Genomic DNA, 23655 nt, shown 5'->3' with positions numbered 1-23655 from the left:
GTTGCTCATGACCGCCGACACCGCGCAGCCGACGCAGACGAGGCCGAAGGCCGACCGCGTGGAGGTCCGCTTCGCAGCCCGGGTGGTCGTCGGCGTCACCGCGCTGAGCGCGGTCGCGGGGATCGTGTGGGGTCTGCTCGCGCCCGCACAGCACTTCCTCGTCGTGTCGGGTGGGGGAGCGGTGTCACTGACCGGCGAGAGCATCCACCAGTTCGACGCGATGGCGTTGTTCGTCTGTTTCGGGCTGGTCGTCGGGGTGCTGTCGGCGGTGGCGGTGTGGGCGCGCCGCGAGCTGCGCGGCGTAGTCCAGTTCGCCGGCCTGCTGGTCGGGTCGCTGGTGGGGGCGGCCGCAGCGGCCGTCGTCGGGGAAGGCGTCGTGGGGATTCGATACCCGAGCCTCGACGACCTCGAACTCGGGCAGATCGTCGCGGCACCGCCGGGGATCGGCACGCTCGTGGCGCTGATCGCACAGCCGCTCGCCGCGGCGGTGGTGTACGCGGCGCTCGTGTCGTTCAGTCCGGACCCGAATCTGGGGCGTCCTGCCGACTCGTCCGGATGACCACGACCGGTGCTCACGCCACAGGGTCGGCGACGCCGCCTCCCTCGAATGTCGCCGACGGGCCGTCGGCCGTCGCCGAGGATCGTCCGTCCGAGTGGACGGAGGTGCCGGTGACTTCCGGAGCCCCTGGTGGTTGGACGCCTGTCGGAAGGCCGAGCCGCCCCTTCGTGGCCACCGTGACGGCGACGGCGAACAGTCCGAAGCCGATGATCAACGCGAGATAGAGTTTCTGCACGCCGAACGACGTGGTCTCGCCGAGCGCAGGAAACATCGGGAACAGCACGACGTTCGGGAACGCGTCCATCGAGGCGTGCAGGACCACCGCGATGAGAATGCTGCCACCGGTGTGGTTCGACGCCCACGTGTACTGGAACGACGCGAGCACCAGGAACAGGCTGTAGCACAGCACGTTCTGCACGTTCAGCACGCTCCAGTTGTTGCTGAACCAGATCGGCGCGTGCCAGCAGGTCCACAGCAGTCCCATGACCACGGTGGCGACGAGCGGCACGAATCGCTGCTGCAGCCGGGGGAGAGCGAAACCTCGCCATCCGAGTTCCTCGCCGAGTGGTCCGCCCACGAGCAGGGTGGGGTACAGCAGGAAGGGCAGGTAGTCGGTGAGTGAGCGATCCAGCCCCTCTGTCGTGATGCTGGACGCCACGCCCGGCATCAGCAGGCATCCGATGGTCGCCGTGACGGGAAAACCGAGGAGTGCGAACGCCCACCAGCGGAAACCCACGCGCCACATCACGATTCGTTTGAGGAACGCGATGAGCGCACCCTCGCCTTCTGTGACGCCGATGACGATCACCGCCGCGACCGCGGGTCCGAATGTGCCGATGCCGATCGTCGCCATGAACGGCCACGTCGCATGGAATCCGAACCAGCCGCTGCCGTCCTGTGACAGCACGAACTGCGACCACACCAGCCACGAGAGGCCGTATGCGATCACGAAGAACGACACGAGGGGGTGCCGGGCGACGATGCCGGCGAGGCGCCCGCGGGAATCCGATTCGACAGCCACCATTGCGCACTCCACGGTCGGGGCGTTTGCGGAAGGTCGATCAGTCGAGAATCGTACGCCGTCATCGGCGTGCGTGAGAGTCGTTCAGGATCGGTGCGCCTTCCTGACGGTGGTTCGCTCCGAAGGTGATCGGCGCGAAGTCCGGGTTCTGGCTTCCGATCCGTCGGTCAGCTCGGGGGACGAAGCGCGGCGAACTCGTCGGTGACGCGCAGGCGCGACTCGGCGAATCGGTAGAGCGCGGGCGGGCGGCCTCCGAAGCGTCCCGGCGGTGCGGTGGCACCGGTCGCGACGAGGACTCCGCGACGCCCGAGCACCCTCTGCAGGTTCGTCGCGTCGACCTGGTAACCCAGTGCAGCACAATAGATTTCGCGCAGCGTGGACATGGCGAACTCGGTCGGAGCGAGGGCGAAGGCGATGTTCGTGTACGAGAGCTTCGAGGCGAGTCGCGTGCGGGCGTGGGTGAGCACCACCCCGTGGTCGAAGGCGGTCCGGGGAAGCGCGGAGACAGGGTGCCACGCGGTGTCGTCCGGCAGGACGGGGTCCGCGCCCAGCGGGACCAGTCCGAGGAACGTCGACGCGATCACCCGCGCTCCCGGAACGCGCTGCGGGTCCGAGAACACGGACAGCTGCTCGAGATGCGCGACCTCGCGGACGTCGACCTTCTCGGTGAGCTGCCGGCGTGCCGAGGTGGGCAGATCCTCGTCGGGGCGGAGGAGGCCGCCCGGCAGTGACCAGGCGCCGAGCTCCGGCTCCTGTGCCCGCTGCCACAGCAGGACGCACAGCTCCGGCATGTCCTCGATCTTGCGAACCTGGAACACCGCGGTGAGCACTTCGTGACGAGTGTTACCATTGGGCACGTTTTCGATCCTAAGTCGAAAACCCCCGAACAGGAAATCCGGGCACAGCCCGCCCGGGTTGCAGCCAGTAAGGAGCAAGCCCATGACCACGACCGAGTGGGCGGGAGCCGCCGAGATCGTCGACGGCCCCGGTGGCTACACCGGTGTCGAGGGGACACCCGAGTGGGCCGAGGAGGTCCGCCGGCTCGCTCGCGCGCAGAACGCGACGATCCTCGCGCACAACTACCAGCTCCCGGCGATCCAGGACGTGGCCGACCACGTCGGCGACTCCCTCGCGCTCTCCCGCATCGCGGCCGAGGCGCAGGAGGAGACCATCATCTTCTGCGGCGTGCACTTCATGGCCGAGACCGCGAAGATCCTCAGCCCCGAGAAGAAGGTGCTGATCCCGGACGAGCGGGCCGGTTGCTCGCTCGCGGACTCGATCACCGCCGATCAGCTGCGCGAGTGGAAGGCCGAGTACCCCGACGCCGTCGTCGTGTCGTATGTGAACACGACCGCCGAGGTGAAGGGCCTGACCGACATCTGCTGCACGTCCTCGAACGCCGTCGACGTCGTTGCCTCCATCGACCCCGAGCGCGAGGTGCTCTTCCTTCCGGACCAGTTCCTCGGCGCCCACGTCAAGCGGGTGACCGGGCGCGCGAACATGCACATCTGGGCGGGTGAGTGCCACGTCCACGCCGGCATCAACGGCGACGAGCTCACAGCGCAGGCCAAGGCGCACCCGGACGCCGAGCTGTTCGTGCACCCGGAGTGCGGCTGCGCGACGTCCGCGCTGTACCTGGCGGGCGAGGGCTTCGTCCCCGAGGACAAGGTGAAGATCCTCTCGACCGGCGGCATGCTCGACGCCGCGCGCGCGACCGGCGCCAAGCAGGTTCTCGTCGCGACCGAGATCGGGATGCTGCACCAGCTCCGCAAGGCCGCACCCGAGGTGGACTTCCAGGCCGTCAACGACCGCGCCTCCTGCCCGTACATGAAGATGATCACCCCCGCCGCCCTGCTGCGTTGCCTGCAGGAGGGCAAGGACGAGGTGCACGTCGACGCGGCCGTCGGTGAGCGTGCGCGCAAGTCCGTGCAGCGGATGATCGAGATCGGCAACCCGGGCGGCGGCGAGTAGTGACCGGTCCCGTGCCGGCCTCCACCTGGGAGGCGCACGCCGACCTCGTGGTGGTCGGCGGCGGGGTCGCGGGACTGACCGCGGCCCGCACCGCCACCCGCGCCGGACTGCGAGTGCTCACCGTCAGCAAGGGTGGGCCCACGGACACGGCCACCGTGTACGCCCAGGGCGGCATCGCGGTCAGCTCCGGCTACGACGTCGACGCGCACGTCGCGGACACCCTCGCCGCGGGCGGGGGCCTGTGCGACGAGCAGGCGGTCCGGTCCATCGTGGCCGCGGGTGCGGACGCTGTGACCGCGCTCGCGGACCTCGGTGCCGTGTTCGACCGCGGCCGCGACGGCCGGGTGTCCCGCACCCGCGAGGGTGGGCACAGTGCGCGACGCATCATCCACGCGGGCGGCGACGCGACCGGGGCCGAGGTGCAGCGCGCGTTGAACGCCGCGGGCATGCCGGTGCTGTTCGGTGCCGCCGCGGCGCGGGTGGTGACAGACGCGAACGGTGTGGCCGGCCTGATCGTGTTGTCCGACAGGGGCATCGGCATCGTCCACGCTCCGACCGTCCTGCTCGCGACCGGCGGGCTCGGACAGCTGTACTCGTGCAGCACCAATCCGCCCGGGGCGACCGCCGACGGCATCGCGCTCGCCCTCGACGCCGGGGCAACGGTCGCGGACCTCGAGTTCGTCCAGTTCCACCCGACGGTGCTGTTCGCGGCGGACGGCGTCGGTCGCCGCCCGCTGATCTCCGAAGCGGTGCGCGGGGAGGGCGCGGTTCTCGTGGATTCCCACGGGAACTCGGTCACCTCCCGCGTCCACCCGATGGGCGATCTGGCACCACGGGACGTGGTGTCGAAGGCGATCGCGGCTCGGCTGCGCGCCCTCGGCGAGGACCACGTGTACCTCGACGCCCGCGGCATCGACGGGTTCTCCGCGCGGTTCCCGACGATCACGGCCTCCTGCCTGGCCGTCGGCATCGACCCGGTGGCCGATCTGATCCCCGTCGCGCCCGCCGCCCACTACTCGTGCGGTGGTGTCGTCACCGACGCGCACGGGCGGACTGCGGTGTCCGGGCTCCTCGCCGCGGGTGAGGTCGCGCGTACCGGACTGCACGGTGCCAACCGGCTGGCGTCGAACAGCCTGCTGGAGGGACTTGTTGTCGGGGAGCGTGCCGGCCTCGCCGCCGTCGAGCGTTCCGGGACGGCCACGCAGGTTCGCGACGCGGACCTGCCCGAGGCCGCATGGATCTCGCGGGAATCGGTGCAGGAGAACATGACCGCGCACGCGTCGGTGGTGCGCGACGGCGGCGGACTGTCCGCGGCCGAGGTGGTGCTGGGCGACACGACCGCGATCACACCCAGCACCGTCACCGAACTCGAGGACGTCGCGCTCGCCACCACGGCCTCCGCGCTCGTCCTCGCCGCGTCGACCCGCACGGAGAGCCGCGGCTGCCACACCCGCCTCGACCATCCCGACACCGACGACGACTGGCGCCGCCCGCTGCACGTGCGGCGCTCACCCGACGGCACCCTCGCCGTCACCGACCTCGACCGCGTCCCGACAGGAGCACGATGACCACCCTGGCCGACGGCCTCGACGCCGACGAGATCCGCGCGCTGGTGCGCGTCGCACTCGACGAGGACCTGCGTTACGGACCCGACGTCACGTCGGTCGCCACCGTCCCCGAGGGTGCGATCGCGAAGGCGTCCGTCGTCTCGCGGTCGACCGGAGTGGTGGCAGGCGTCGACGTCGGTCTGCTCGTCCTCGACGAGGTGGTCGGCGAGGGACGGTACGAGGTGCTCTCGCGTCTCGAGGACGGGACGAGGGTCGAGGCGGGCAGTGCGGTGCTCACCGTGTCCGCGCCCACCCGTGACCTGCTCACCGCCGAACGCACGATGCTCAACCTGATGTGTCACCTGTCGGGGATCGCGACCGCGACCGCCCGGTGGGTGGATGCCGTGGACGGTACCGACTGCAAGATCCGAGACAGCCGAAAGACGCTGCCCGGACTGCGTGGCCTGCAGAAGTACGCGGTGCGGATGGGCGGTGGCGTGAATCACCGGATGGGTCTCGGTGATGCGGCCCTCATCAAGGACAACCACGTCGCCGCCGCGGGATCGGTCGTCGCCGCGCTGCGCGCCGTGCGGGAGGTCGCGCCGGACATCGAGTGCGAGGTCGAGGTCGACAGCCTCGAGCAACTCGACGAGGTGCTCGCCGAGGGGGTGGACCTGGTCCTGCTGGACAACTTCGCCCTGTGGCAGACGCAGGCCGCGGTGCAGCGCCGCAATTCGCGTTCGCCGCAGACGAAGCTGGAGTCGTCGGGTGGTCTGACGCTCGACGTCGCCGCCGAGTACGCCGGAACCGGCGTGGACTTCCTCGCCGTCGGCGCGCTGACCCATTCGGTGACGGTGCTGGACCTCGGCCTCGACATGTGACGCGAACGGCACTACGGCCGACCACCGGAAGGTGGCCGGCCGCAGTGCCGTTCGGTCCGGGTGCGGTGTCAGGCGGCGGGTGTCACCGTGACCGTCACCTCGGCCGCGTCGGCGGCGGACCGCACGGTCAACAGTCGGCTGTCCTGATCCCAGCCGACGACGTCCGCGCCCTGCACGGCGACGTCGCCGGGGAATCCGGCTGCCGGAAGGTAGATCTCGGTCGGCGCGGTCACCGCGGGATCGGTGCGGTACGTCAGTTCGAGACGGTCCACCGACGACGACCAGGACAGTGGAGTGCCCGCCACGGCGCGGGGATACGCCTTGTTCATCGTGTTCACGAGGATCGTCGGCGTGCCGTCCGCGAGATACGGGCCCCAGGTTCCGGGATCGCTGGACCAGTAGGACACCCCGGCCCCCATCTCGCGAGCGGCGGTGTAGACGCGGTCGAGGTACTCCTGCGCGCCGGGCAGCGTCGTGTCGAGCCCGAACTCGCCGAGGATGACGGGCGCACCGCCGAGCACGTCCGTGGCGACCTGCTCGATGCTCGCGAGCCACGTCTGCATGGTCGCGTCGGTGAGCGTCTTCGACACGCCGGAGTAGCCGTCACCCAGGTCGAGGGGGAGCGGGTACAGGTGCGGGCAGTACGCGATCCGCTGCTCACCGGCGCGGGGATCGGTGATCTTCCCGAGTGCGCTGGGGATGCCCTGGTTCACGCCGACGGCCTGCGGGGCGACGCACACCCAGCTGTCCTGGTCGACGGTGCGGATCGCGTTCGTGCTGCGCTGGTACAGGTCGGTCAGCGGTCCGGCCTCGAACGCTCCGAACTGCAGTGAGCCGCCCCATGGCTCGTTCATCAGGTCGTAGGCGACGACCGTCTCGTTGGCCGCGAAGCGCTCCGCGACCGCCCGCCAGGCGTTCACGTAGTGCTCCACGAGTTCCGGGTGCTTCCCGGTGGTGTTCCAGAAGTTGTCGAAGGCACGCATGACGCCGGGCTGGATGTAGTACAGCTCCCACTGGTCCTGCTTCTCGACAGGCAGTCCGTCGGTGAACGTGGCCCAGGCGGGTGCGCCGTTGCCGATCGGTCCGGCGCCGGTGCCCGCGGTGTCGTCGGCCATGATGGCGCCCGAGTACACGTCCTGGTGCATGTCGAGCATGACCTTGTATCCGCGCTCGGCGTACCAGCCGACCCGCTGTTCGACCCGGTCGAGGTAGGCCTGGTCGTACTTGCCCGGTTCGGGTTCGACGGACCGCCACGAGATCAGGAATCGGACGAAGTTGGTGCCCATGGCCGCGTGCTCGCGGTCGAGGTCCGCCTCGGTGAACGCCGGCATGCCGTCGGGGGCGCTCTTCGCGCTGGACGCGGTGTTGAACCCGCGCAGGATCAGCGATCGGCCGTCCTTGTCCGTCAGGTACGACGTCGACGTCCAGTCGCTGGAACCGGCGCTCCCGGACGGGGGAACGCTGCTCTGGGCGGCGGCGATCCCGCCGCCGGCGATCAGTGAGCCTGCCAGGACCAGCGATGCGAGCCTTGTGCTGCGCACGAAACCTCCTATTGGACGCTTGGTACACACAGTGTGCGGCACGGGTGAACCCTGCGTTGATCGAATGGACGAACGGTTCGTCGCCGATCGGCGGCCGTCAGCGTGGCTGACTGACGCTCGCCTCGCCGTTCTCTATGTGCCCGACCAGACGCCGACGGAAGGCCGGATCCTGGTCGACGCCGAGAGTGCAGTCGTACCAACCGTCCGACACGGGAACGGACCACGACCGCCCGGCACCGGGAGACAGGCGGTGCGGAACTCCATCGAGCGTCACCTCGAGTTCGTCAGGGCCGGTGTTCTCGGCCGTCAGCACCAGTGTCCGGGCGGCCGGATCGATCGCGCTCGCGACGTGGAGCGACGACGCGGGTCCCTCGGCCGATCCCGCGAACTCCCGCAGGAATCCGTTCGGCCCCGACAGTCTCAGGTCGTATTCGGTGTCGGGCATCGGCACCACGTCCTCGGTGGTGCCGTCGACGTCGTAGTGCCGCGGTACCGCGAACTCTCCGGCGTACGGGTGGAGCGCGAAGTGTGCCGACGCCGCCCCGGAGTTCGACACGGTGACGATCAGCGATCGGGCCGGCCCGTCGACCGTCACGTGCGCGTCCGTCTGGTACGGCAGCGGTCGAGCCGGTCGGGTCCCGCTCTCCTGCACCGGCATTCGTTGCTCGGCCGGTGGAGTCGGAGTCCACCTCGGTTCCAGCGGTGGGGTGGGGCGGGGCGGTGTGACGGTCGGACGGCTCCGCGGTGTGGCGAAGTCGAAGGCGGAGGTGAGGTCGCCGCTCACCGTGCGGCGCCACGGGTCGATCTCGTTCTGGGTGAATCCGAACCGACGCTCCAGGAACTGCACCACCGAGGTGTGGTCGAAGACCTGCGAACAGACGAAACCGCCGACGGTCCATGGTGAGATGACCGTCAACGGCACCCGGGGGCCGAGGCCGAGGGGCTGGCCTGCCACCCATTCCGTTCCCGCCGAAGCCGGGGGACGCGGCGGCGGGACATGGTCGAAGTAGCCGTCGTTCTCGTCGAAGTTCACCAGGATCGCCGTCTTCGACCACAGTTCCGGATCGGAGGCAACCGCATCGAGCACCTGGTACAGCAACGTCGCGCTCGCGGCGGGCGAGGATCCGGACGGATGCTCGGAATCGACCTCGGAGGGAACGAGATAGCTGACCTGGGGCAGCCGACCGGCCTCGACGTCCCTGCGGAACTCCGCGGCGAGAGTGCCCGGCCGCGAGCGGTACAGCGCCCGGTCGTACAGCTGGCGCTCGGCGGGTGACAGGCGGTCGGCCGCGCTCTCCAGAGCTCGCACGGCGGCGTCCTGCGCGGCAGGTGGGAGCGACGGCAGGGCCAGATAGAAGCCGGCGAGCGTCTGGAGCTGGTAGGGCAGCAGGGCGGGCTGGCCGAGAAGTGCCGCGGCGACCTTCTTGAACGTGGTGAAGTACTCGAGGTTGTTGTCGCCGAAGTTGTCCCACTCCTGGTACGTCTTCCAGCTGACACCGGCGGCCTGGAGACGTTCGGGCACGGTCGTCCAACCGTACCCGCCGTGCCAGGGGTCGTACGCGGCGTTGGTGACCGCGCGGCCCTCCGGGCCGGGTTGCGACAGCAGGGTCACGTCCGACGACGTGACGCCACCCGACGACCCTGCCGCGTCCAGCGGGATCGGGGGAGCGGGCTCGAAGCCGGTGTACCCGGACACCCAGTAGTTGCGGTTCGGGCTGGTCGACGTCGGCACCGAGCAGTGGTAGGCGTCGCAGATCGTGAACGCGTCCGCGAGTTCGTGGTGGAAGGGCAGGTCCGTGCGGTCGTAGTAGGCCATGGTGGTGGGCGTCTTGGCGGCGATCCAGCCGTCGTGCCAGCCGTCGGCGAGCGCCTGGTGTCCGCCCTCCCAGCTGTGGTCGAGGCCGGTGACGTTCTGGGTGTCCATTCGTTGAGCCGCCGCCGAGTCCCGGATGGGGAACGGCAGCACCCGGCCGGACGGCCCGGGCTGCTCGAACACCGACGCCCCGTCCCGCAGGCGCAGGGCGCTCGGATCGCCGAATCCCCGGACCCCACGCAGGGTTCCGTAGTAGTGGTCGAAGGACCGGTTCTCCTGCATCAGCAGCACGACGTGCTCGACCGCGTCGAGTCCGCCGGGGCGGGCACGCGTCGCGAGGGCGCGTTGCAGGGACGGGGGGAGTAGCGAGCCCGCGACAACGGCTGCGGCCACACCGGATCCTGCGGCGAGGAACTGTCTCCTCGACAAGCCGATCCGGTGGTCGTCGGAAGGGGTGCGGGCACTGCGGAAGAGGCTCACGGAGCCCTAGAGTAGGACAACCGTCCAGTTTGTTAGGCGGAGTTGGGTGAATTTGTGGCAACAGATTCGAGTGCGGGCGTCCGGCCGGGTTGTGCGCGCACGGGAGTGTCGTAGTGTGGTGCACGCCACTCTCAGGCCGACCCGAGGAGCCCTCATGAGCTCTCGTCTCAACCCGTACATCAGCTTGAAGGACAACGCACGCGCGGCAATGGAGTTCTACCGGTCCGTGTTCGGCGGCGAACTCGCGCTGAACACGTTCGGCGAGTTCGGCGACAGGGACGCGCCCGGCGCGGACCTGATCATGCACGGAATGCTCGAAACGCCACAGGGTTTCACCCTGATGGCCGCAGACACACCGCCCGGGATGGAGCACAATCCCGGCACCAACTTCGCGGTCAGTCTCAGCGGAGACGACGCCGACGAACTGAACGGTTGGTGGGCGAAGCTCTCGGACGGAGGCGCGGTGCAGGTACCCCTGGAGAAGCAGATGTGGGGCGACACATTCGGCATGTGCCTCGACCGATTCGGCGTGGGCTGGATGGTCAACATCGCAGGCACGTCGTCCTGACGGACCCAGGCGTCGCGGCCCACCCCGGTCAGACGGGTACGGCCCGCCTCACGAGCGACAGGAACCCGGCGGCGGCGAAGAACAGACCGGCGAACACCCGGCCGACGACGCGCTGTTGCCGGGCCGAACGCATGACCGTGAGAACCCGCGCGGCCAGTCCCGTGTACCCGGTCATCACGATCACGTCGACGCACACCATCGTCGCGGCGATGATCGCGTACTGCGGGGCGAGGGGCCGCGCCGGATCGAGGAACTGCGGCAGCACCGCGAGCATGAACACCACGGCCTTCGGATTGCTCGCGTTGACCAGGAACCCGCGGACCGTCATCGCCAACCCGGACCCCGACACCCGTTCGGCGCCGTCGGTGTTCATCTCGGTCGGTGCCGAACGCCACTGCCGGACACCGAGATACGCGAGATAGGCCACCCCGAACCACTTCACCACCGTGAACGCGACCGCCGACGACGCCAGCAGCGCACCCACACCGGCGGCGACGATCGCGATCTGCAGCAGCAGACCGAGCTGCAGCCCGAGGATGTTCCAGTACCCGCGGCGCAGGCCGTGGCCGAGCCCGGCCGACATCGACGCGATCGCCCCGGCGCCCGGCGAGAGGCTGATCACCCATGCCGCGCCGAGGAAACCCAACCACACCTGCCACGACACCCGATCAGGGTAGTGGCTGCGGCCGAGGCGGGGTCGGCGCGGGTCAGTTGCCGGACGATCCGGTGTTCACGCAGCTGTCCGGCGGGCTCACCAGCGAACACACGGAATCGGGCATCACCGGCGTGTAGTCGGCGGGGACACCGTCGGACGCGGTTACCTCGCGATAGGCGGCGACCGCATCCGTGGGCCGACGCGTGAGCGTCGGGTCGGTCAGGACGTCCACCGTGTAGAGCCCGAACCGGTTCCGGTAGTTGCCCCACTCGTAGTTGTCGGTGATCGACCAGTAGTTGTATCCGACTACGTTCGCGCCGTCCTGCCGCGCACGCTGCAGCCAGTACACGTGATCGCGGAGGTGGTCGGCGCGGGTGTATCCGTCGGCTCTGGCCTTGCCGTCGTCGCTGGGCATCCCGTTCTCGACGACGACGATCGGCAGCTCCGGGTACTTGCGAGCGAAATGCAGTGCGGCGTGGTAGATCCCGTCGGGCTGTGGGCGGACGTCGTAGAACGCCTCGGTGGCCGCGGCAGCCGCCGTCAGGTTGTCGAGGGAAACCCCGTAGTAGTAGTCGAGGCCCACGAAGTCGAGCTTGTCGCGCACCCGGTCGGTGAACAGGGAGTCGATCACACCCATCGCGGCCGGAATGTACGAGACGTTGCTCGACACCCGAGCCCCGGGATCGAGACGGTGGATCAGGTCGTAGGCGCTACGGTGCGCGCGGACCATACGGTCCAGGGCGCCGGGCGCGTCGAGCGGGGACAGCCCGCCGAAGGTGAGCTCCTTCTGAACGAACACGGTCGGCTCGTTGAACGTGATCCAGGTGACGTCCTGTCCGGCGTACCGCGAGACGACCTTCTCCGCGTTGGCCAGCCAGAGGTCGATCGTCTCGTCACGGGTCCAGCCGCCGCGGTCGACGGCCCAGCCCGGGAACACGAAGTGGTCGAGCGTGATCATCGGCCGCATTCCGTGCGCCCGGATCTCTCGGACGACGTCGTCGTAGTACGCGAACTCGGACTCGTCCCACTCGCCCGGCCGCGGCTGCACCCGCGCCCACTCCACCGAGAAGCGGAACGTGTCGACGCCCATCGCCGCGGCGTTGGCGATGTCCTCCGCGTAGCGGTGCCGGAAGTCGGGGCCGCTGCCGTACGGATCGTGTGTTCGGCCCTCGGCGACGTATCGAGCCCAATTGCTGTCCGGCGGTGTGCCCTCCGCCTGGAAGCCCGACGTGGCGACGCCCCACTCGAAGTCCGGTCCCAGCGGGGCAACGGACGGCGCCGCGCCGGCGGGGGCTGCGACGAGCGCACTCGCGACGGCGACGGCGAACACGGTCAGGGCACGCGCTACTCGGCTCACGCGAGCAGGCTAAGGGATCGCCGGATCGCGGTATGGGGAATCTCACAATCAATTCCGTATGAGGGGATAACGATTTCGGTGCGGCGCTGGGCGCCGTGGCGTGATCATGGGCGTTCGGAAGCACCGCACGTCGAAAGGCTCGCCCGTGACCGCCCCGCTCGCGTTCTTCAGTTCGACCCCCGACGGCTTCGTCGCCGAGCACTTCGCGATCAGTCGCTGGTCGCCCGACATGGTGAACGGTGCGGCCCTGTGCGGTCTGGTCGCGCGGGCCCTCGAACGGGAGCACGGCGGCGACGGCTTCGTGCCCGCCCGGCTGACCGTCGACCTGTTCAAGCCCGCGCGGACCACGCCGCTCACGGCCCGGACCACCCTCGTTCGCGACGGGAATCGCATCCGGGTCGCCGATGCGGAACTGATCCAGGACGGCGAGGTCGTGGTCCGTGCGGGCGCGGTGTTCCTGCGCCCGTCCGAGCAGCCGCCGGGCGACCTGTGGACGCGCGATCACCGGCCGTCGCCGCCGCCGGAGCACATTGCCCAGGTCGCCTCGGACTCGTCGCATCCGTACTTCGGGAGCGACGACCATCCGGACGGCTGGTCACAGTCGATGCTCGAGCACCAGGGCGCCAGCCGGAAGCGGATGTGGGCCCAGCACCTGCCCGTCGTCGCGGGGGAGGAGCCGTCCCCGTTCGCCCGGGCCGCGATGGCCGGCGAGCCGACCAGCCTGATGACGAACTGGGGCACCGCCGGAGTCGGCTTCATCAACGTCGACATGACGCTGGTTCTCGCTCGCCTGCCCGAGGGGGTCGAGGTGGGGATCGAGGCCGACGACCACATCAGCTCGGACGGGGTCGCGGTGGGCACGACCACGATGTACGACCGGCGCGGGCCGATCGGCACGTGCGTGGTCAGCGCTCTCGCCAACGCACACAGGCAGGTCGACTTCTCCGGTCAGGGTGTGTTCGCGCTCCCGGACAAGGCCTGACCGTTCGAGCTGTCGGTGACGGCAGGCATCCCGCGGAGGAGCGGGCGGATCAGGTCCAGCGGCAGCGGGACGACCACCGTGGAATTGCTGTCGCCTCCGACCTCCCGCAGTGTTTGCAGATAGCGCAACTGCAAGGTCGTGGGGTTTCGGGAGATCACACTCGCCGCATCGGCCAGTTTCGCCGACGCCTGGAACTCGGCCTCCGCGTTGATGATCTTCGCGCGCCGCTCCCGTTCGGCTTCGGCCTGCCGGGCAATTGCTCGCTGCATAGGTTCGGGGATCTCGACATCTTTGATTTCGACGGTGGTGACCTTCACGCCCCACGGTTCTGTCTGTTGGTCGATCACCTTCTGCAGGTCTTCGTTGAGCCGGTCGCGGTCGGCGAGCAGGGTGTCGAGTTCGGCCTTGCCGAGAACCGACCGGAGCGTCGTCTGCGCGATCTGGGTGGTCGCGGCAAGGAAGTCCTCGACCTCGATGACGGCGCGGTCCGCGTCGAGAACCCGGAAGTAGGCCACCGCCGTCACCTTCGCGGGCACGTTGTCGCGGGTGATTATCTCCTGCATCGGGATCTTCAACGTGACGGTGCGCAGACCGACCCGGACCATCCGGTCGACGACGGGGATCAGCAGCACCAGTCCCGGGCCCTTCACCTCCAGTGCGCGGCCGAGCCGGAAGACGACTGCACGCTCGTACTCGCGCAGCACCCGGATCGTGGTGCCGGGGATGACCAGCGCCAGTATCGCCAACACGACCAGGACGGTCAGCAGGACTGTCATGGCAACTCCCACGGTTCGCGGCGCCGCACGCCGAGGGTCAGGCCCCGTACGGATTCCACGACCACCGACTCACCGGCGGACGGAGTGGGGGCCTGCGGATAGCCGAACTCGATGCGCGCGTGCCAGAGTCCGCCGTCGGTGTGGACCTGACCGCTGTCGCCGGTCCAGCTGCGGACGGTCGCTTCGTGGCCGACGAGGCCCTTGGTACCGCCGCGCACCGGCGCGCGGCGTGCGGTGATAGCCGTTCGGCCGAGGACCGCGGCACCCGCGAGTCCCACTCCGGCGATCCCGATTGCGACAGGGACGGCGACGACGTTGCCAACTCCGCCGGCGACGAAGAGCATCGCAACGCCGGCGCCGATCAGGAGTGCGGCCAGCCCGCTGAGCACTCCGGCGGTGGGCGCGTGGGCCTCGACCAGGATCATCACCAACCCCAGTACCACGGCAACCACGCCCAACGTGGCCATCACACGGCTCCCACGCCCGCCCGAGGCGGGCCGATCGACATCTCTCGACTTCCACGGTAATCGCGGTGTCTCCGGGGTGCCACCACATCGGAAGGGGCTGACCTCGTGTTACGGGCTCGTAAATGTGTCGCAGGTCACGTAGCATGGTCTGGCTGCCCGTGAACTTCGGCAGTGCGGTCGGGATGTAGGAATCAGGTGCTTCAAGCCCCTTCGTGCCTGCCAGGAGCTCGCGATGACAACACAGCCGTCGTCACCACAGCCGTCGCCGCGGCGCAGGTCGTCAGCGCCGTCGTTGCCGAACGAGAGACGGTCCGCGCAGGTATCCGCGGTCCGGCGGTCGACGCGCGGAACTCCGTCCGGGCACCCGTCGCCGCGGCGACGCTCTGCAGCTCCGCCGGTCGCCGTCGCCGTCGAACCACTGTTCGTCGCCGGAGCGGGTATGCGGTCCCGCGTTCTCGCCCACACCGTCAAGCTGGCGGTCAAGCCGGTGCTCGACGTGTGGGGCCGCTATCCGAGCCCGGTGTGGCCCGCGGGGCTGCTCGACTTCGGCGCCCGGTACCTGCAACCGACCCGGGGTGTCGCCAGGCACCGGATCCGGCTCGACAACTGTGATGCGGAGTGGTGGGAGCGACGTATCCAGGGGCGTCGCTCGTCGGAGGCCGATCCCGTCGACACAGCGGACGTCGCGATCCTGTACCTGCACGGCGGCGGATTCCTGACCTGCGGGCTGAACACGCATCGGGTTCTGGCACTGCGGATCGGTGCCGCCTCGCGGGCGTCGGTGCTGACGGTCGGCTACCGGATGCTGCCCCGGCACTCGATCGCCGAATCGGTCGCAGACTGCGTCAGCGGCTACCGCTGGCTGCTCGAACGCGGCTTCACCCCGGACCGCATCGTCATCGCGGGTGACTCGGCCGGCGGATTCCTCACCTTCGCGACCGCGCTCACGCTGGCCGAGCAGGGCCTCGACCAGCCTGCTGCGCTGGTCGCGCTGTCCCCGCTGACCGATCTCGACCCCACCGCGAAACTCGCCCGGCAGGAAGGGCGCGAGTGTCCACTCATCCCGAGCTCGGTGTTGCTCACGCTCGCGGAGATCGCCGGCCGCGCGGACGGAGACAACCCCACCGTGTCGCCGGTCGATGGCGACCTAGCGGGGCTGCCGCCGGTGCTGATCCAGGTCGGATCGACGGAGATGCTCTACGTCGACGCGGAACTCATGGCGCAGCGACTCGGCGCGGCGGGCGTGCCGGTGACCCTCGAGGTGTGGGACCGGCAGGTGCACGTGTTCCAGGCAGCCGCCGACGTCCTACCGGAAGCGGCGCGTGCGGTCCTCCGGATCGGCGAATTCGTCCAGACCGCGACACGAGCACGGGACAGGTCCGCCGCGAGCAGGTGAGCGGCCCGCGGCGCGCTCACCGCCCCTGTCGGGTGCGGATGTGGACCGCGTCGAGAGTCAGGTCGAGGTAGCCGCGGGCGGCTGCGATCGCCGCATCGGAGTCCCGGGCGTCGACGGCGTGGAGCGCCGCCCGGTGCTGATCGGCGGCCAGGTCGTGACTGTGCACACCCTCGGTGAACGCGTAGGTGGCACGCATCGGTTCGAGCAGTGCCCCGATCAGGTCGGTGAGGACCGGGTTGTGCGCGGCAGCGACGATCGCGAGATGGAATTCGAGGTCGTGGTGGGCGAACGCGGTCTCGTCGGTGCCCGCCGCGTCCCGCCCGGCGAGGCTCGCACGCATCCGGGCCAGGTCATCGGTGGTCCGGCGATCGCACGCCAGGGTGATCGCCTCGACTTCCAGCGCTCGCCGCACCTCGAAGACGTGTAGCAGTTCGGCCGGGTCGACAGCCCGTCCGAGAAGCCCGCCGATGTCGGTGCGTGCCCGGACGAAAGTGCCCGAGCCGCGCCGTATCTCGAGGATGCCGGTTGAGGTGAGTGTCTTGATCGCCTCGCGCACCGTGTTGCGACCGACGCCGAGTGCGGTCATGAGGTCCGGCTCTGTCGGGATGCGGTCGCCAACCGCCCAGTCCCCGCACTCGATGCGCTCACGGAGCCAGTCGAGCGACTGCTGATAGGCGGTTTCCCGCTGGACCACTGCCACCGCTCCATACTGGCACGCCCTGCTGCGATATCCTACGTCGGACGTCCTACCTATCGAAGGAGTGATTTCCACGTCCCGGCCCGCTGCCGTCCAGTCCGACACCCTCCCGTCCGCCCCCGTTCCGTCGACCACGCCGCGCATGCGATGGCGCAGTCGCAACTTCCACGGCGTCGCGTACCTCCTCGTGGTACTGCTGGTCGGCGCCAACATCCCGAACGCGCTGTACGGGCTCTACCGCGCCGAGTTCGGGTTCAGCGCCGCCGTGCAGACGGCGATCTTCGCGGTCTACGTGGTGGGGATGATTCCGTCGCTGCTGCTCTTCGGGCCCCTCTCCGACGCGCTCGGTCGACGCGTGGTGCTCGGCTTCGCCGCTGCCGCCGGGGTCGTCGGAGCTGTCACGATGGCCTTCGCGGACGCCACGGTCTGGCTCTTTCTGGGACGGATCGCCCAGGGGATCGCGGTCGGTGCGGTCTCTGCGGCCGGGACCGCGGCGCTCATCGACCACGAACCCGACGGCAATCACCAGCGCGCCGCACTCGTCTCCTCTGCCGGTGGTGCCCTCGGTGGTGCGCTCGGTCCCCTCGTCGGCGGTGCGGTGGCCCAGTACCTGCCCCATCCACTGCAGGCCCCGTTCGTGGTGTTCCTCGTCGCACTGCTGCCCGCGGTGATCGCCGTGATCCTGCTGCCTCGGGGAACCCGCGACCGGTCCGCGCCGCTGGTGCGGGTCCCGTCGGTACCGGCCGCGGTGCGGGGGGTGTTCTGGATCTCCTCGATCGCGGTGGGGCTCTCGTGGGGCGCGGTCGGACTGTTCCAGGCGGTGGTCCCGGCGTGGATCACCGGCCAGTTGGGAGTGAGCAATCTCGTGGTCGGTGCGGTGGCCGCCTCGCTCGTGATGATCTGCTCGGTCGCCACCCAGGCGGCGAGCCGGCGACTACCCGCTCGACGGGCCGAACGCGCCGGACTCGTCGTCCTGGCCGTCGCCATGCTCGGGCTCGCCGCCGTCGCACGTGAACCCGTCCTCGCCCTGCTGTTCCTTGTCACCGCCGTCGTCGGTGCCGGTCAGGGGTTGACCTTCGCCGGGGGACTGCGCAGCGTGAACGCGTCGGTGACCACGCACGCACCTGGCTCGCAGGGCGGGGTGCTCGGCGCCTTCTACGTGGTCAGCTACGTGGGGCTGGCCGTCCCGATCGTCGTGGCGGGTCTGGCGATCACGGCATGGGGGACCGGTACCGCGGTGACCGCGCTCGGACTGATCGGCGCGGCGCTCTGCACCGCCATCCTGCTGGTGGGTGGGCGGACGCGTCGCGAGGTCGGTGCCGGTGCGGCGCGAACGCCGAGTCGAATCCGGTAACGCCTAAACTGGGTAGTCGATTGCACATCTCCTGTCGTGAAGGGACACCCATGTCTGCCCGCACCGAGCTCGCCCGCGTCGATCTGCGCGGTCGAACCCCGTCCGTCGCCGAACTCCGGTCGGCACTGCCCCGTGGCGGAGTGGACGTGGACGCGGTGCTGCATCAGGTGCGCCCCGTCGTCGAGGCGATCCGCGATCGCGGTGCCGATGCCGCGCTCGAGTTCGGTGAGAAGTTCGACGGCGTCCGGCCCGCGCAGGTGCGGGTTCCCCGTGCCGAACTGACCCGCGCGCTCGCCGAGCTCGACCCCGACGTGCGCGCCGCCCTCGAGGTCGCGATCGAGCGGACCCGGAAGGTCCACGCCGACCAGCGCCGCACCGACACCACCACCGAGGTCGTCCCCGGCGGCACCGTCACCGAGCGCTGGGTCCCCGTCGAGCGGGTCGGCCTGTACGTGCCTGGTGGCAACGCCGTCTACCCGTCCTCGGTCGTGATGAACGTGGTCCCCGCCCAGGCCGCGGGCGTCGAGTCGCTGGTCGTCGCGTCGCCGCCGCAGGCAGCGTTCGGTGGACTGCCGCACCCGACGATCCTTGCCGCCGCAGAACTCCTCGGGGTGGAGGAGGTGTGGGCTGTGGGCGGCGCGCAGGCCGTCGCGCTGCTCACCTACGGCGGCATTGACACCGACGGGGCAGAGTTGGCACCCGTCGACCTGATCACCGGACCGGGCAACATCTACGTCACCGCCGCCAAGCGGCTCTGTCGCGGCCTGGTCGGTATCGACGCCGAGGCCGGGCCCACCGAGATCGCGATCCTGGCCGACGACACCGCCGACCCGGTGCACGTCGCCGCCGACCTGATCAGCCAGGCCGAGCACGACGTCATGGCGGCGTCGGTGCTGGTCACCACGTCCACGGCGCTCGCGGACGCCGTCGACGCCGCCCTGACCGCGCAGCTCGCGCTCACCAAGCACCAGGAGCGGGTGGCGACTGCGCTGGCAGGCAGCCAGTCCGGGGTGATCCTCGTCGACTCGATCGAGGACGGCCTGCGTGTCGTCAACGCGTACGCCGCCGAGCACCTCGAGATCCAGACCGAGAACGCCTCCGAGGTCGCGGGTAGCGTGCGGTCCGCCGGCGCGATCTTCGTCGGTCCGTGGGCGCCGGTCAGCCTCGGCGACTACTGCGCCGGCTCGAACCACGTGCTCCCCACCGCGGGCTGCGCCCGGCACTCCTCGGGGCTCAGCGTGCAGACGTTCCTCCGCGGCATCCACGTCGTCGACTACTCCGAGTCGGCGCTGAAGGACGTGGCGCGGCACGTGATCAACCTCGCGAACGCCGAGGACCTGCCTGCACACGGCGAGGCCATTCGGCTCCGTTTCGAGAGCCTGCAGTGAGCGCGGCACAGGGGGCGGCGCCGGGCGCCGCGGCGACCGTCGACGACCTGCCGCTGCGGGAGAACCTGCGCGGCAAGTCCGCGTACGGCGCTCCGCAGCTCACGGTTCCGGTGCAACTCAACACGAACGAGAACCCGCACCCGCCGACGAAGGCACTCGTCGACGACGTCGCCGAGGCGGTCCGTGAGGCGGCGCGGGAGCTGCACCGCTACCCGGACCGGGACGCGGTGGCGCTGCGGACGGACCTCGCGGACTACCTGACCCGGCAGACGGGCGTGCCCGTCACCGTCGACAACGTGTGGGCGGCCAACGGCTCCAACGAGATCCTGCAGCAGCTGCTGCAGGCGTTCGCCGGACCCGGCCGGTCCGCGATGGGCTTCGTGCCGTCGTACTCGATGCACCCGATCATCTCCGACGGCACCGACACCACGTGGCTGCCGGTGCTGCGCGGCGCCGACTTCGCGCTCGATGTGGATGCGGCGGTCGCCGCCATCACGGAGCAGCGGCCCGACGTCGTGTTCGTGACCAGTCCGAACAACCCGACCGGGCACAGCATCCCGATCGCGGCGCTGCGGCTGCTCCTCGACGCGGCATCCGGCATCGTGATCGTCGACGAGGCGTACGCCGAGTTCTCCGACGCCCCGAGTGCGCTGACCCTGATCGACGAGTACCCGACCAAGCTGGTCGTGTCGCGGACGATGAGCAAGGCGTTCGCGTTCGCGGGCGGACGGCTCGGCTACCTCGCCGCCGCACCGGCGTTCGTCGAGGCGCTGCTGCTCGTCCGGCTGCCGTACCACCTGTCGGTGGTCACCCAGGCCGCCGCGCGGGCCGCGCTGCGTCACGCCGACGAGACCCTCGGCAGCGTCCACGCCCTCGCCGCCGAGCGCGTCCGGGTGTCGAAGGCGCTGGCGGACACCGGTTTCCACGTCATCCCGTCGGACGCGAACTTCATCCTGTTCGGTGAGTTCGCCGACAGCGCCGCCGCATGGCAGGCCTACCTGGACCGCGGGGTGCTGATCCGAGACGTCGGGATCCCCGGATTCCTGCGCACCACCGTCGGGCTCGCCTCCGAGAACGACGCCTTCATTGCCGCCAGCGACGAGATCGCCACCATGTACCTCACCCCGAAGGGAACCCGATGACCGATCGCATCGCGAAGATCGAGCGGACGACGAAGGAGTCGTCGATCTCGGTCGAGTTGAACCTGGACGGCACCGGCATCGTCGACGTCTCGACCGGCGTCCCGTTCTTCGACCACATGCTCACCGCTCTCGGCGCGCACGCCAGCTTCGACCTGACGATCAAGGCGGAAGGCGACATCGAGATCGAGGCCCACCACACCGTCGAGGACACCTCGATCGTGCTCGGTCAGGCACTCGGTCAGGCGCTCGGTGACAAGAAGGGCATCCGCCGTTTCGGTGACGCGTTCATCCCGATGGACGAGTCCCTCGTGCACGCCGCCGTCGACGTCTCCGGCCGCCCGTACTGCGTACACACCGGCGAACCGGAACACATGCTGCACACGGTGATCGGCGGCTACCCCGGCGTCCCGTACGCGACGGTGATCAACCGCCACGTCTTCGAGTCGATCGCGTCCAACGCCCGGATCGCGCTGCACGTCCGGGTTCTCTACGGCCGCGACCAGCACCACATCACGGAGGGTGAGTTCAAGGCCGTCGCCCGCGCGCTGCGCGAGGCCGTCGAGCCGGATCCGCGGGTGTCCGGTGTGCCGTCCACGAAGGGGTCGCTGTGAGCGGAGCCTGCGGAGGGAACCGGAAGCCTGTGAGCGGAGCCTGCGCAGCGAAGAGAGAGAACAAGTGAGCACCGTCCTGATCTACGCACTGTTCCTCATCGCCGGTTTCGCGATCGGTGGCGCGTACTCGATGTGGAAGAACGACAACAAGCTCGGCATGGGCGTGCTGCTGGCCATCGCGGTTCTCGCCGCGGCCGGTGGCATCCTGCGTCTGGTCTGAGCCACCGGCCTGGCAGCCGTCAGGCCGAGAGGACGACGAGCTCGCGCGTCGCGCGGGTCATCGCGACGTACCTGTCGACGGCGTGTTCGATGCCGTCGCCGATGGCGGTATCGGTGCGGTCGACGAGCACCACGAGGTCGAATTCGAGTCCCTTCGCCAGGGTCGGGGTCAGCCACCGGACGCGGGCGGTCGGCTCGAACGGCGGCTCGCCGCTTCCGATGACACACGCCGTGCCCTCGTCGTGCTCGGCCAGCCAGGCCTCGAGGATCGACGTGAGTTCACCGATGTTGCCGTGCCGCACCGGAATTCCGTTGCTGCGGATGGACGTCGGGACATTGGCGTCGGGGAGCGCGGCGCGGATGACGGGTTCGGCCTCGGCCATCACCTCCTCCGGTGTTCGGTAGTTGATGGTCAGCGACGCCAGGTCGATGCGGTCCATTCCGATGCGTTCGAGTCGCTGCCGCCAGGTCTCGGTGAATCCGTGTCGTGCCTGGGCACGGTCGCCGACGACGGTGAAGCTGCGCGACGGACACCGGGCCAGCAGCATCTGCCACTGCGCATCCGTCAGTTCCTGGGCCTCGTCGACGACGACGTGTGCGAACGGGCCGGCCAGGAGGTCGGGGTCGAGGGCGGGCATCGCGTCCTCGTCGACGAGCAACTCCTGCAGGTCGTGCTGCCGTAGCTGCGTCATCAGCCCCTCGCCGTCGGCGTACGCGTCGGACGCGATCAGGTCGTCGACGACGGCGGACCGTCGCTCGCGCTCGGCGGCGACGGCGGCCCGGTGACGCCGTGCTCGGCGCGAGGCCTCGGGATCACCGAGCCGCCGCCGAGCCGCGTCCAGGATCGGGAGGTCCGCGTCCGTCCACGCCTTCGCGTCGGTGCGTTGCAGCAGCCGGACCTCGTCGGGGCCGAGCCAGGGTGCGCACCGTCGGAGGTACGCCGGGACCGACCACAGGTCGGCGACGAGGTCCGTGGCCTCGACCAGCGTCCACGAGTTGTCGAGGGCGGCGCGCAGTTCGTCGTTCCGCTGCAACGACTGCCGGAGCTGCGCGCGGGGGACGTCCGCGTCGGCCTTGTCCAGCAGGATCGTCAGCAGCAGCTCCCAGATCTCCTCACGGGCCTCGTTGTGCGGCGTTCCCCGTTCTGGCGCGCCGAACGCTTCCGCCCAGTCGTCGGCGGTGAGCGGGATGTCCGCCCAGTCGGTCGCGACCGTCGTCGTCTCGGTGGGTGGCTGCTCGTAGAACCGGACGGCGGCGTCGACGGCCCCCACCAGATCGGCGGTCGACTTCAGCCGCGCCACCGCCGGATTGGATTCCGGTGGCGCGCCGGCCCCTTCGGAGACCAGGTCGCGGACCGTGCACAGCTGTACGCCCTCTTCGCCGAGGCTGGGCAACACGTCCGCGACGTACGCCAGGTAGGGCTCGTGAGGCCCGACGAACAGCACGCCGTGCCGTAGGCGCGGATCGGAGTACAGCAGGTACGCGGCACGGTGCAGCGCGACGACGGTCTTTCCGGTGCCCGGACCACCGTCGACGACGAGAGCGCCCCGTGACCCGGCGCGGATGACGGCGTCCTGGTCAGCGGCGATGGTGCCGAGCACGTCCCGCATCCGGGGCGACCGGTCGCTGCCCAGGCTGGCGATGAACGCGGACTGATCGTCGAGCGCGGCATCCTGGCCGGCGTCGGAACCGAAGGTCTCGTCCCAGTAGTCGTGGATCCGGCCACCGGTCCAGCGGTAGCGGCGCCGGCGGTCCAGGCCCATGGGGTTGCCGTGTGTCGCGCCGAAGAACGGTTCGGCGGCGGGGGAGCGCCAATCCACCAGAAGCTGGTTGCCCGCTCCGTCGAGCAGGCCGAGTCGGCCGATGTAGACGGTCGGCGACCCGTCGGCGGGGACCATGTGGCCGAGGCAGAGGTCGAGGCCGAACCGGCGCAGCGCGCGGAGTTCCGCGCTCAGCTGGTGCACGGCGAGGTCCCGCTCCACGATCTCCTGCCCGGGTCGGGCGGGGGCCCTGCGGGCGGCGTCGATGCGGCGGGTGAGGTCGGCGACCGACTTGTCGAGGCTCTCCGCCAGGAGCGCGAAGTGACGCTCGTCGGCTGCGATCAGCGCCGGATCGGACTTCGCGGCGAGTCGCTCCGGCAGGTCGAATGCGCTGTCGGGCCGGGGCCTGTTCTTGTTGTGTCGATCCTGCTCGTGCATTCCGTGGCTCCACCCCTCGGGTCGTCGGCTCG

General features: G+C 69.9%; 22 protein-coding genes. 12 read left to right on the top strand and 10 right to left on the bottom strand.

What is annotated here, in order from left to right; translation table 11 throughout:
* Positions 1-7 precede the first annotated feature (7 nt).
* Positions 8-559 carry a DUF2567 domain-containing protein gene (locus ACFSJG_RS12175; protein ID WP_378485482.1) on the top strand — a complete coding sequence of 184 codons (552 nt, stop codon included), beginning with the start codon at positions 8-10 and terminating at the stop codon, positions 557-559.
* Between the two features lie 13 nt (positions 560-572).
* Here the strand turns inward: ACFSJG_RS12175 and ACFSJG_RS12170 are convergent, their stop codons facing one another.
* Both ACFSJG_RS12170 and ACFSJG_RS12165 read right to left on the bottom strand, forming a co-directional pair.
* Positions 573-1583 carry a CPBP family intramembrane glutamic endopeptidase gene (locus tag ACFSJG_RS12170; RefSeq protein ID WP_378485481.1) on the bottom strand — a complete coding sequence of 337 codons (1011 nt, stop codon included), beginning with the start codon at positions 1581-1583 and terminating at the stop codon, positions 573-575.
* Between the two features lie 164 nt (positions 1584-1747).
* Complete coding sequence (locus ACFSJG_RS12165) at positions 1748-2437, bottom strand: NUDIX hydrolase (protein ID WP_378485480.1); 690 nt, start codon at positions 2435-2437, stop codon at positions 1748-1750.
* A gap of 82 nt (positions 2438-2519) precedes the next feature.
* On the opposite strand from ACFSJG_RS12165, the gene nadA reads away from it, so the two are divergent.
* From nadA to nadC, 3 genes are read left to right on the top strand one after another with little or no spacing between them, the layout of a single operon-like run.
* Positions 2520-3551 (top strand): quinolinate synthase NadA, encoded by a 1032-nt coding sequence (gene nadA / locus ACFSJG_RS12160; RefSeq protein ID WP_378485479.1) that lies wholly within the window; start codon positions 2520-2522, stop codon positions 3549-3551.
* Positions 3551-5119 carry an L-aspartate oxidase gene (locus ACFSJG_RS12155; protein WP_378485478.1) on the top strand — a complete coding sequence of 523 codons (1569 nt, stop codon included), beginning with the start codon at positions 3551-3553 and terminating at the stop codon, positions 5117-5119. The genes nadA and ACFSJG_RS12155 overlap by 1 nt, the downstream gene beginning before the upstream one ends.
* Positions 5116-5979, top strand: a complete 864-nt coding sequence (gene nadC / locus ACFSJG_RS12150) for a carboxylating nicotinate-nucleotide diphosphorylase (protein ID WP_378485477.1) — start codon at positions 5116-5118, stop codon at positions 5977-5979. The genes ACFSJG_RS12155 and nadC overlap by 4 nt, the downstream gene beginning before the upstream one ends.
* 68 nt (positions 5980-6047) lie before the next feature.
* Here nadC and ACFSJG_RS12145 read toward each other — a convergent pair whose 3' ends face one another.
* Both ACFSJG_RS12145 and ACFSJG_RS12140 read right to left on the bottom strand, forming a co-directional pair.
* A complete protein-coding gene (locus tag ACFSJG_RS12145; RefSeq protein WP_378485476.1) occupies positions 6048-7520 on the bottom strand; it encodes a cellulase family glycosylhydrolase in 1473 nt (490 codons plus the stop codon).
* Between the two features lie 97 nt (positions 7521-7617).
* Positions 7618-9813: a phosphocholine-specific phospholipase C gene (locus tag ACFSJG_RS12140; protein WP_378485475.1), complete on the bottom strand. Its 2196-nt coding sequence runs from the start codon at positions 9811-9813 to the stop codon at positions 7618-7620.
* A 154-nt stretch (positions 9814-9967) separates the two neighbouring features.
* On the opposite strand from ACFSJG_RS12140, the gene ACFSJG_RS12135 reads away from it, so the two are divergent.
* Entirely contained in the window at positions 9968-10381 is a 414-nt protein-coding gene (locus tag ACFSJG_RS12135; RefSeq protein WP_378485474.1) for a VOC family protein, read from the top strand.
* A 28-nt stretch (positions 10382-10409) separates the two neighbouring features.
* On the opposite strand, the gene ACFSJG_RS12130 is transcribed toward ACFSJG_RS12135, so the two are convergent.
* Together ACFSJG_RS12130 and ACFSJG_RS12125 are read right to left on the bottom strand one after the other, a co-directional pair.
* Positions 10410-11045 (bottom strand): LysE family transporter, encoded by a 636-nt coding sequence (locus ACFSJG_RS12130; RefSeq protein ID WP_378485473.1) that lies wholly within the window; start codon positions 11043-11045, stop codon positions 10410-10412.
* A gap of 43 nt (positions 11046-11088) precedes the next feature.
* Positions 11089-12366, bottom strand: a complete 1278-nt coding sequence (locus ACFSJG_RS12125) for a glycoside hydrolase family 1 protein (protein WP_378485961.1) — start codon at positions 12364-12366, stop codon at positions 11089-11091.
* A 172-nt stretch (positions 12367-12538) separates the two neighbouring features.
* Here ACFSJG_RS12125 and ACFSJG_RS12120 point away from each other — a divergent pair, with 172 nt between their 5' ends.
* Positions 12539-13375 (top strand): thioesterase family protein, encoded by an 837-nt coding sequence (locus ACFSJG_RS12120; RefSeq protein WP_378485472.1) that lies wholly within the window; start codon positions 12539-12541, stop codon positions 13373-13375.
* Here the strand turns inward: ACFSJG_RS12120 and ACFSJG_RS12115 are convergent.
* Together ACFSJG_RS12115 and ACFSJG_RS12110 are read right to left on the bottom strand one after the other, a co-directional pair.
* Positions 13342-14151: a slipin family protein gene (locus tag ACFSJG_RS12115; protein WP_378485471.1), complete on the bottom strand. Its 810-nt coding sequence runs from the start codon at positions 14149-14151 to the stop codon at positions 13342-13344. The two genes, ACFSJG_RS12120 and ACFSJG_RS12115, sit on opposite strands and share 34 nt — an antisense overlap.
* On the bottom strand, positions 14148-14618 hold the full coding sequence (locus ACFSJG_RS12110) for an NfeD family protein (protein ID WP_378485470.1): 471 nt from the start codon (positions 14616-14618) through the stop codon (positions 14148-14150). The genes ACFSJG_RS12115 and ACFSJG_RS12110 overlap by 4 nt, the downstream gene beginning before the upstream one ends.
* A gap of 439 nt (positions 14619-15057) precedes the next feature.
* Between ACFSJG_RS12110 and ACFSJG_RS12105 the strand changes: the two genes are divergently transcribed.
* Entirely contained in the window at positions 15058-16014 is a 957-nt protein-coding gene (locus ACFSJG_RS12105; RefSeq protein ID WP_378485469.1) for an alpha/beta hydrolase, read from the top strand.
* Positions 16015-16030: 16 nt separating this feature from the next.
* On the opposite strand, the gene ACFSJG_RS12100 is transcribed toward ACFSJG_RS12105, so the two are convergent.
* The gene (locus ACFSJG_RS12100) at positions 16031-16714 is read right to left on the bottom strand and encodes a FadR/GntR family transcriptional regulator (RefSeq protein WP_378485468.1); all 684 of its coding nucleotides are present in this window, start codon (positions 16712-16714) and stop codon (positions 16031-16033) included.
* A gap of 61 nt (positions 16715-16775) precedes the next feature.
* On the opposite strand from ACFSJG_RS12100, the gene ACFSJG_RS12095 reads away from it, so the two are divergent.
* From ACFSJG_RS12095 to ACFSJG_RS12075, 5 genes are all read left to right on the top strand, one after another.
* Positions 16776-18065, top strand: coding sequence for an MFS transporter (locus ACFSJG_RS12095; RefSeq protein ID WP_465270021.1), 1290 nt, complete (start codon positions 16776-16778; stop codon positions 18063-18065).
* 50 nt (positions 18066-18115) lie between these two features.
* Positions 18116-19453 carry a histidinol dehydrogenase gene (gene hisD, locus ACFSJG_RS12090; protein WP_378485467.1) on the top strand — a complete coding sequence of 446 codons (1338 nt, stop codon included), beginning with the start codon at positions 18116-18118 and terminating at the stop codon, positions 19451-19453.
* Positions 19450-20595, top strand: a complete 1146-nt coding sequence (locus tag ACFSJG_RS12085; protein ID WP_378485466.1) for a histidinol-phosphate transaminase — start codon at positions 19450-19452, stop codon at positions 20593-20595. The genes hisD and ACFSJG_RS12085 overlap by 4 nt, the downstream gene beginning before the upstream one ends.
* Positions 20592-21206 carry an imidazoleglycerol-phosphate dehydratase HisB gene (hisB, locus tag ACFSJG_RS12080; RefSeq protein WP_378485465.1) on the top strand — a complete coding sequence of 205 codons (615 nt, stop codon included), beginning with the start codon at positions 20592-20594 and terminating at the stop codon, positions 21204-21206. Before ACFSJG_RS12085 ends, hisB begins: the two co-directional genes overlap by 4 nt.
* A gap of 64 nt (positions 21207-21270) precedes the next feature.
* Positions 21271-21426 (top strand): hypothetical protein, encoded by a 156-nt coding sequence (locus tag ACFSJG_RS12075; protein ID WP_378485464.1) that lies wholly within the window; start codon positions 21271-21273, stop codon positions 21424-21426.
* Between the two features lie 19 nt (positions 21427-21445).
* Here ACFSJG_RS12075 and helR read toward each other — a convergent pair whose 3' ends face one another.
* The gene (gene helR, locus ACFSJG_RS12070) at positions 21446-23623 is read right to left on the bottom strand and encodes an RNA polymerase recycling motor ATPase HelR (protein WP_378485463.1); all 2178 of its coding nucleotides are present in this window, start codon (positions 23621-23623) and stop codon (positions 21446-21448) included.
* Positions 23624-23655: the final 32 nt, after the last annotated feature.

Source organism: Rhodococcus gannanensis, from assembly GCF_042681175.1.
In the GTDB taxonomy this organism is placed as follows: Bacteria; Actinomycetota; Actinomycetes; order Mycobacteriales; family Mycobacteriaceae; genus Rhodococcus_G; species Rhodococcus_G gannanensis.
The sequence above is the reverse complement of the archived record's forward strand: the minus strand, read 5'-3'. Positions and strand labels throughout refer to the sequence as shown.

Excerpts from the sequence above, each read along its gene's own strand:
- ACFSJG_RS12135 (WP_378485474.1), top strand. The coding sequence starts at position 9,968 with ATGAGCTCTCGTCTCAACCCGTACATCAGCTTGAAGGACAACGCACGC.
- nadA (WP_378485479.1), top strand. The coding sequence starts at position 2,520 with ATGACCACGACCGAGTGGGCGGGAGCCGCCGAGATCGTCGACGGCCCC.
- hisB (WP_378485465.1), top strand. The coding sequence starts at position 20,592 with ATGACCGATCGCATCGCGAAGATCGAGCGGACGACGAAGGAGTCGTCG.
- hisD (WP_378485467.1), top strand. The coding sequence starts at position 18,116 with ATGTCTGCCCGCACCGAGCTCGCCCGCGTCGATCTGCGCGGTCGAACC.
- nadC (WP_378485477.1), top strand. The coding sequence starts at position 5,116 with ATGACCACCCTGGCCGACGGCCTCGACGCCGACGAGATCCGCGCGCTG.
- ACFSJG_RS12115 (WP_378485471.1), bottom strand. The coding sequence starts at position 14,151 with ATGACAGTCCTGCTGACCGTCCTGGTCGTGTTGGCGATACTGGCGCTG.
- ACFSJG_RS12105 (WP_378485469.1), top strand. The coding sequence starts at position 15,058 with ATGCGGTCCCGCGTTCTCGCCCACACCGTCAAGCTGGCGGTCAAGCCG.
- ACFSJG_RS12175 (WP_378485482.1), top strand. The coding sequence starts at position 8 with ATGACCGCCGACACCGCGCAGCCGACGCAGACGAGGCCGAAGGCCGAC.
- ACFSJG_RS12110 (WP_378485470.1), bottom strand. The coding sequence starts at position 14,618 with ATGGCCACGTTGGGCGTGGTTGCCGTGGTACTGGGGTTGGTGATGATC.
- helR (WP_378485463.1), bottom strand. The coding sequence starts at position 23,623 with ATGCACGAGCAGGATCGACACAACAAGAACAGGCCCCGGCCCGACAGC.
- ACFSJG_RS12170 (WP_378485481.1), bottom strand. The coding sequence starts at position 1,583 with ATGGTGGCTGTCGAATCGGATTCCCGCGGGCGCCTCGCCGGCATCGTC.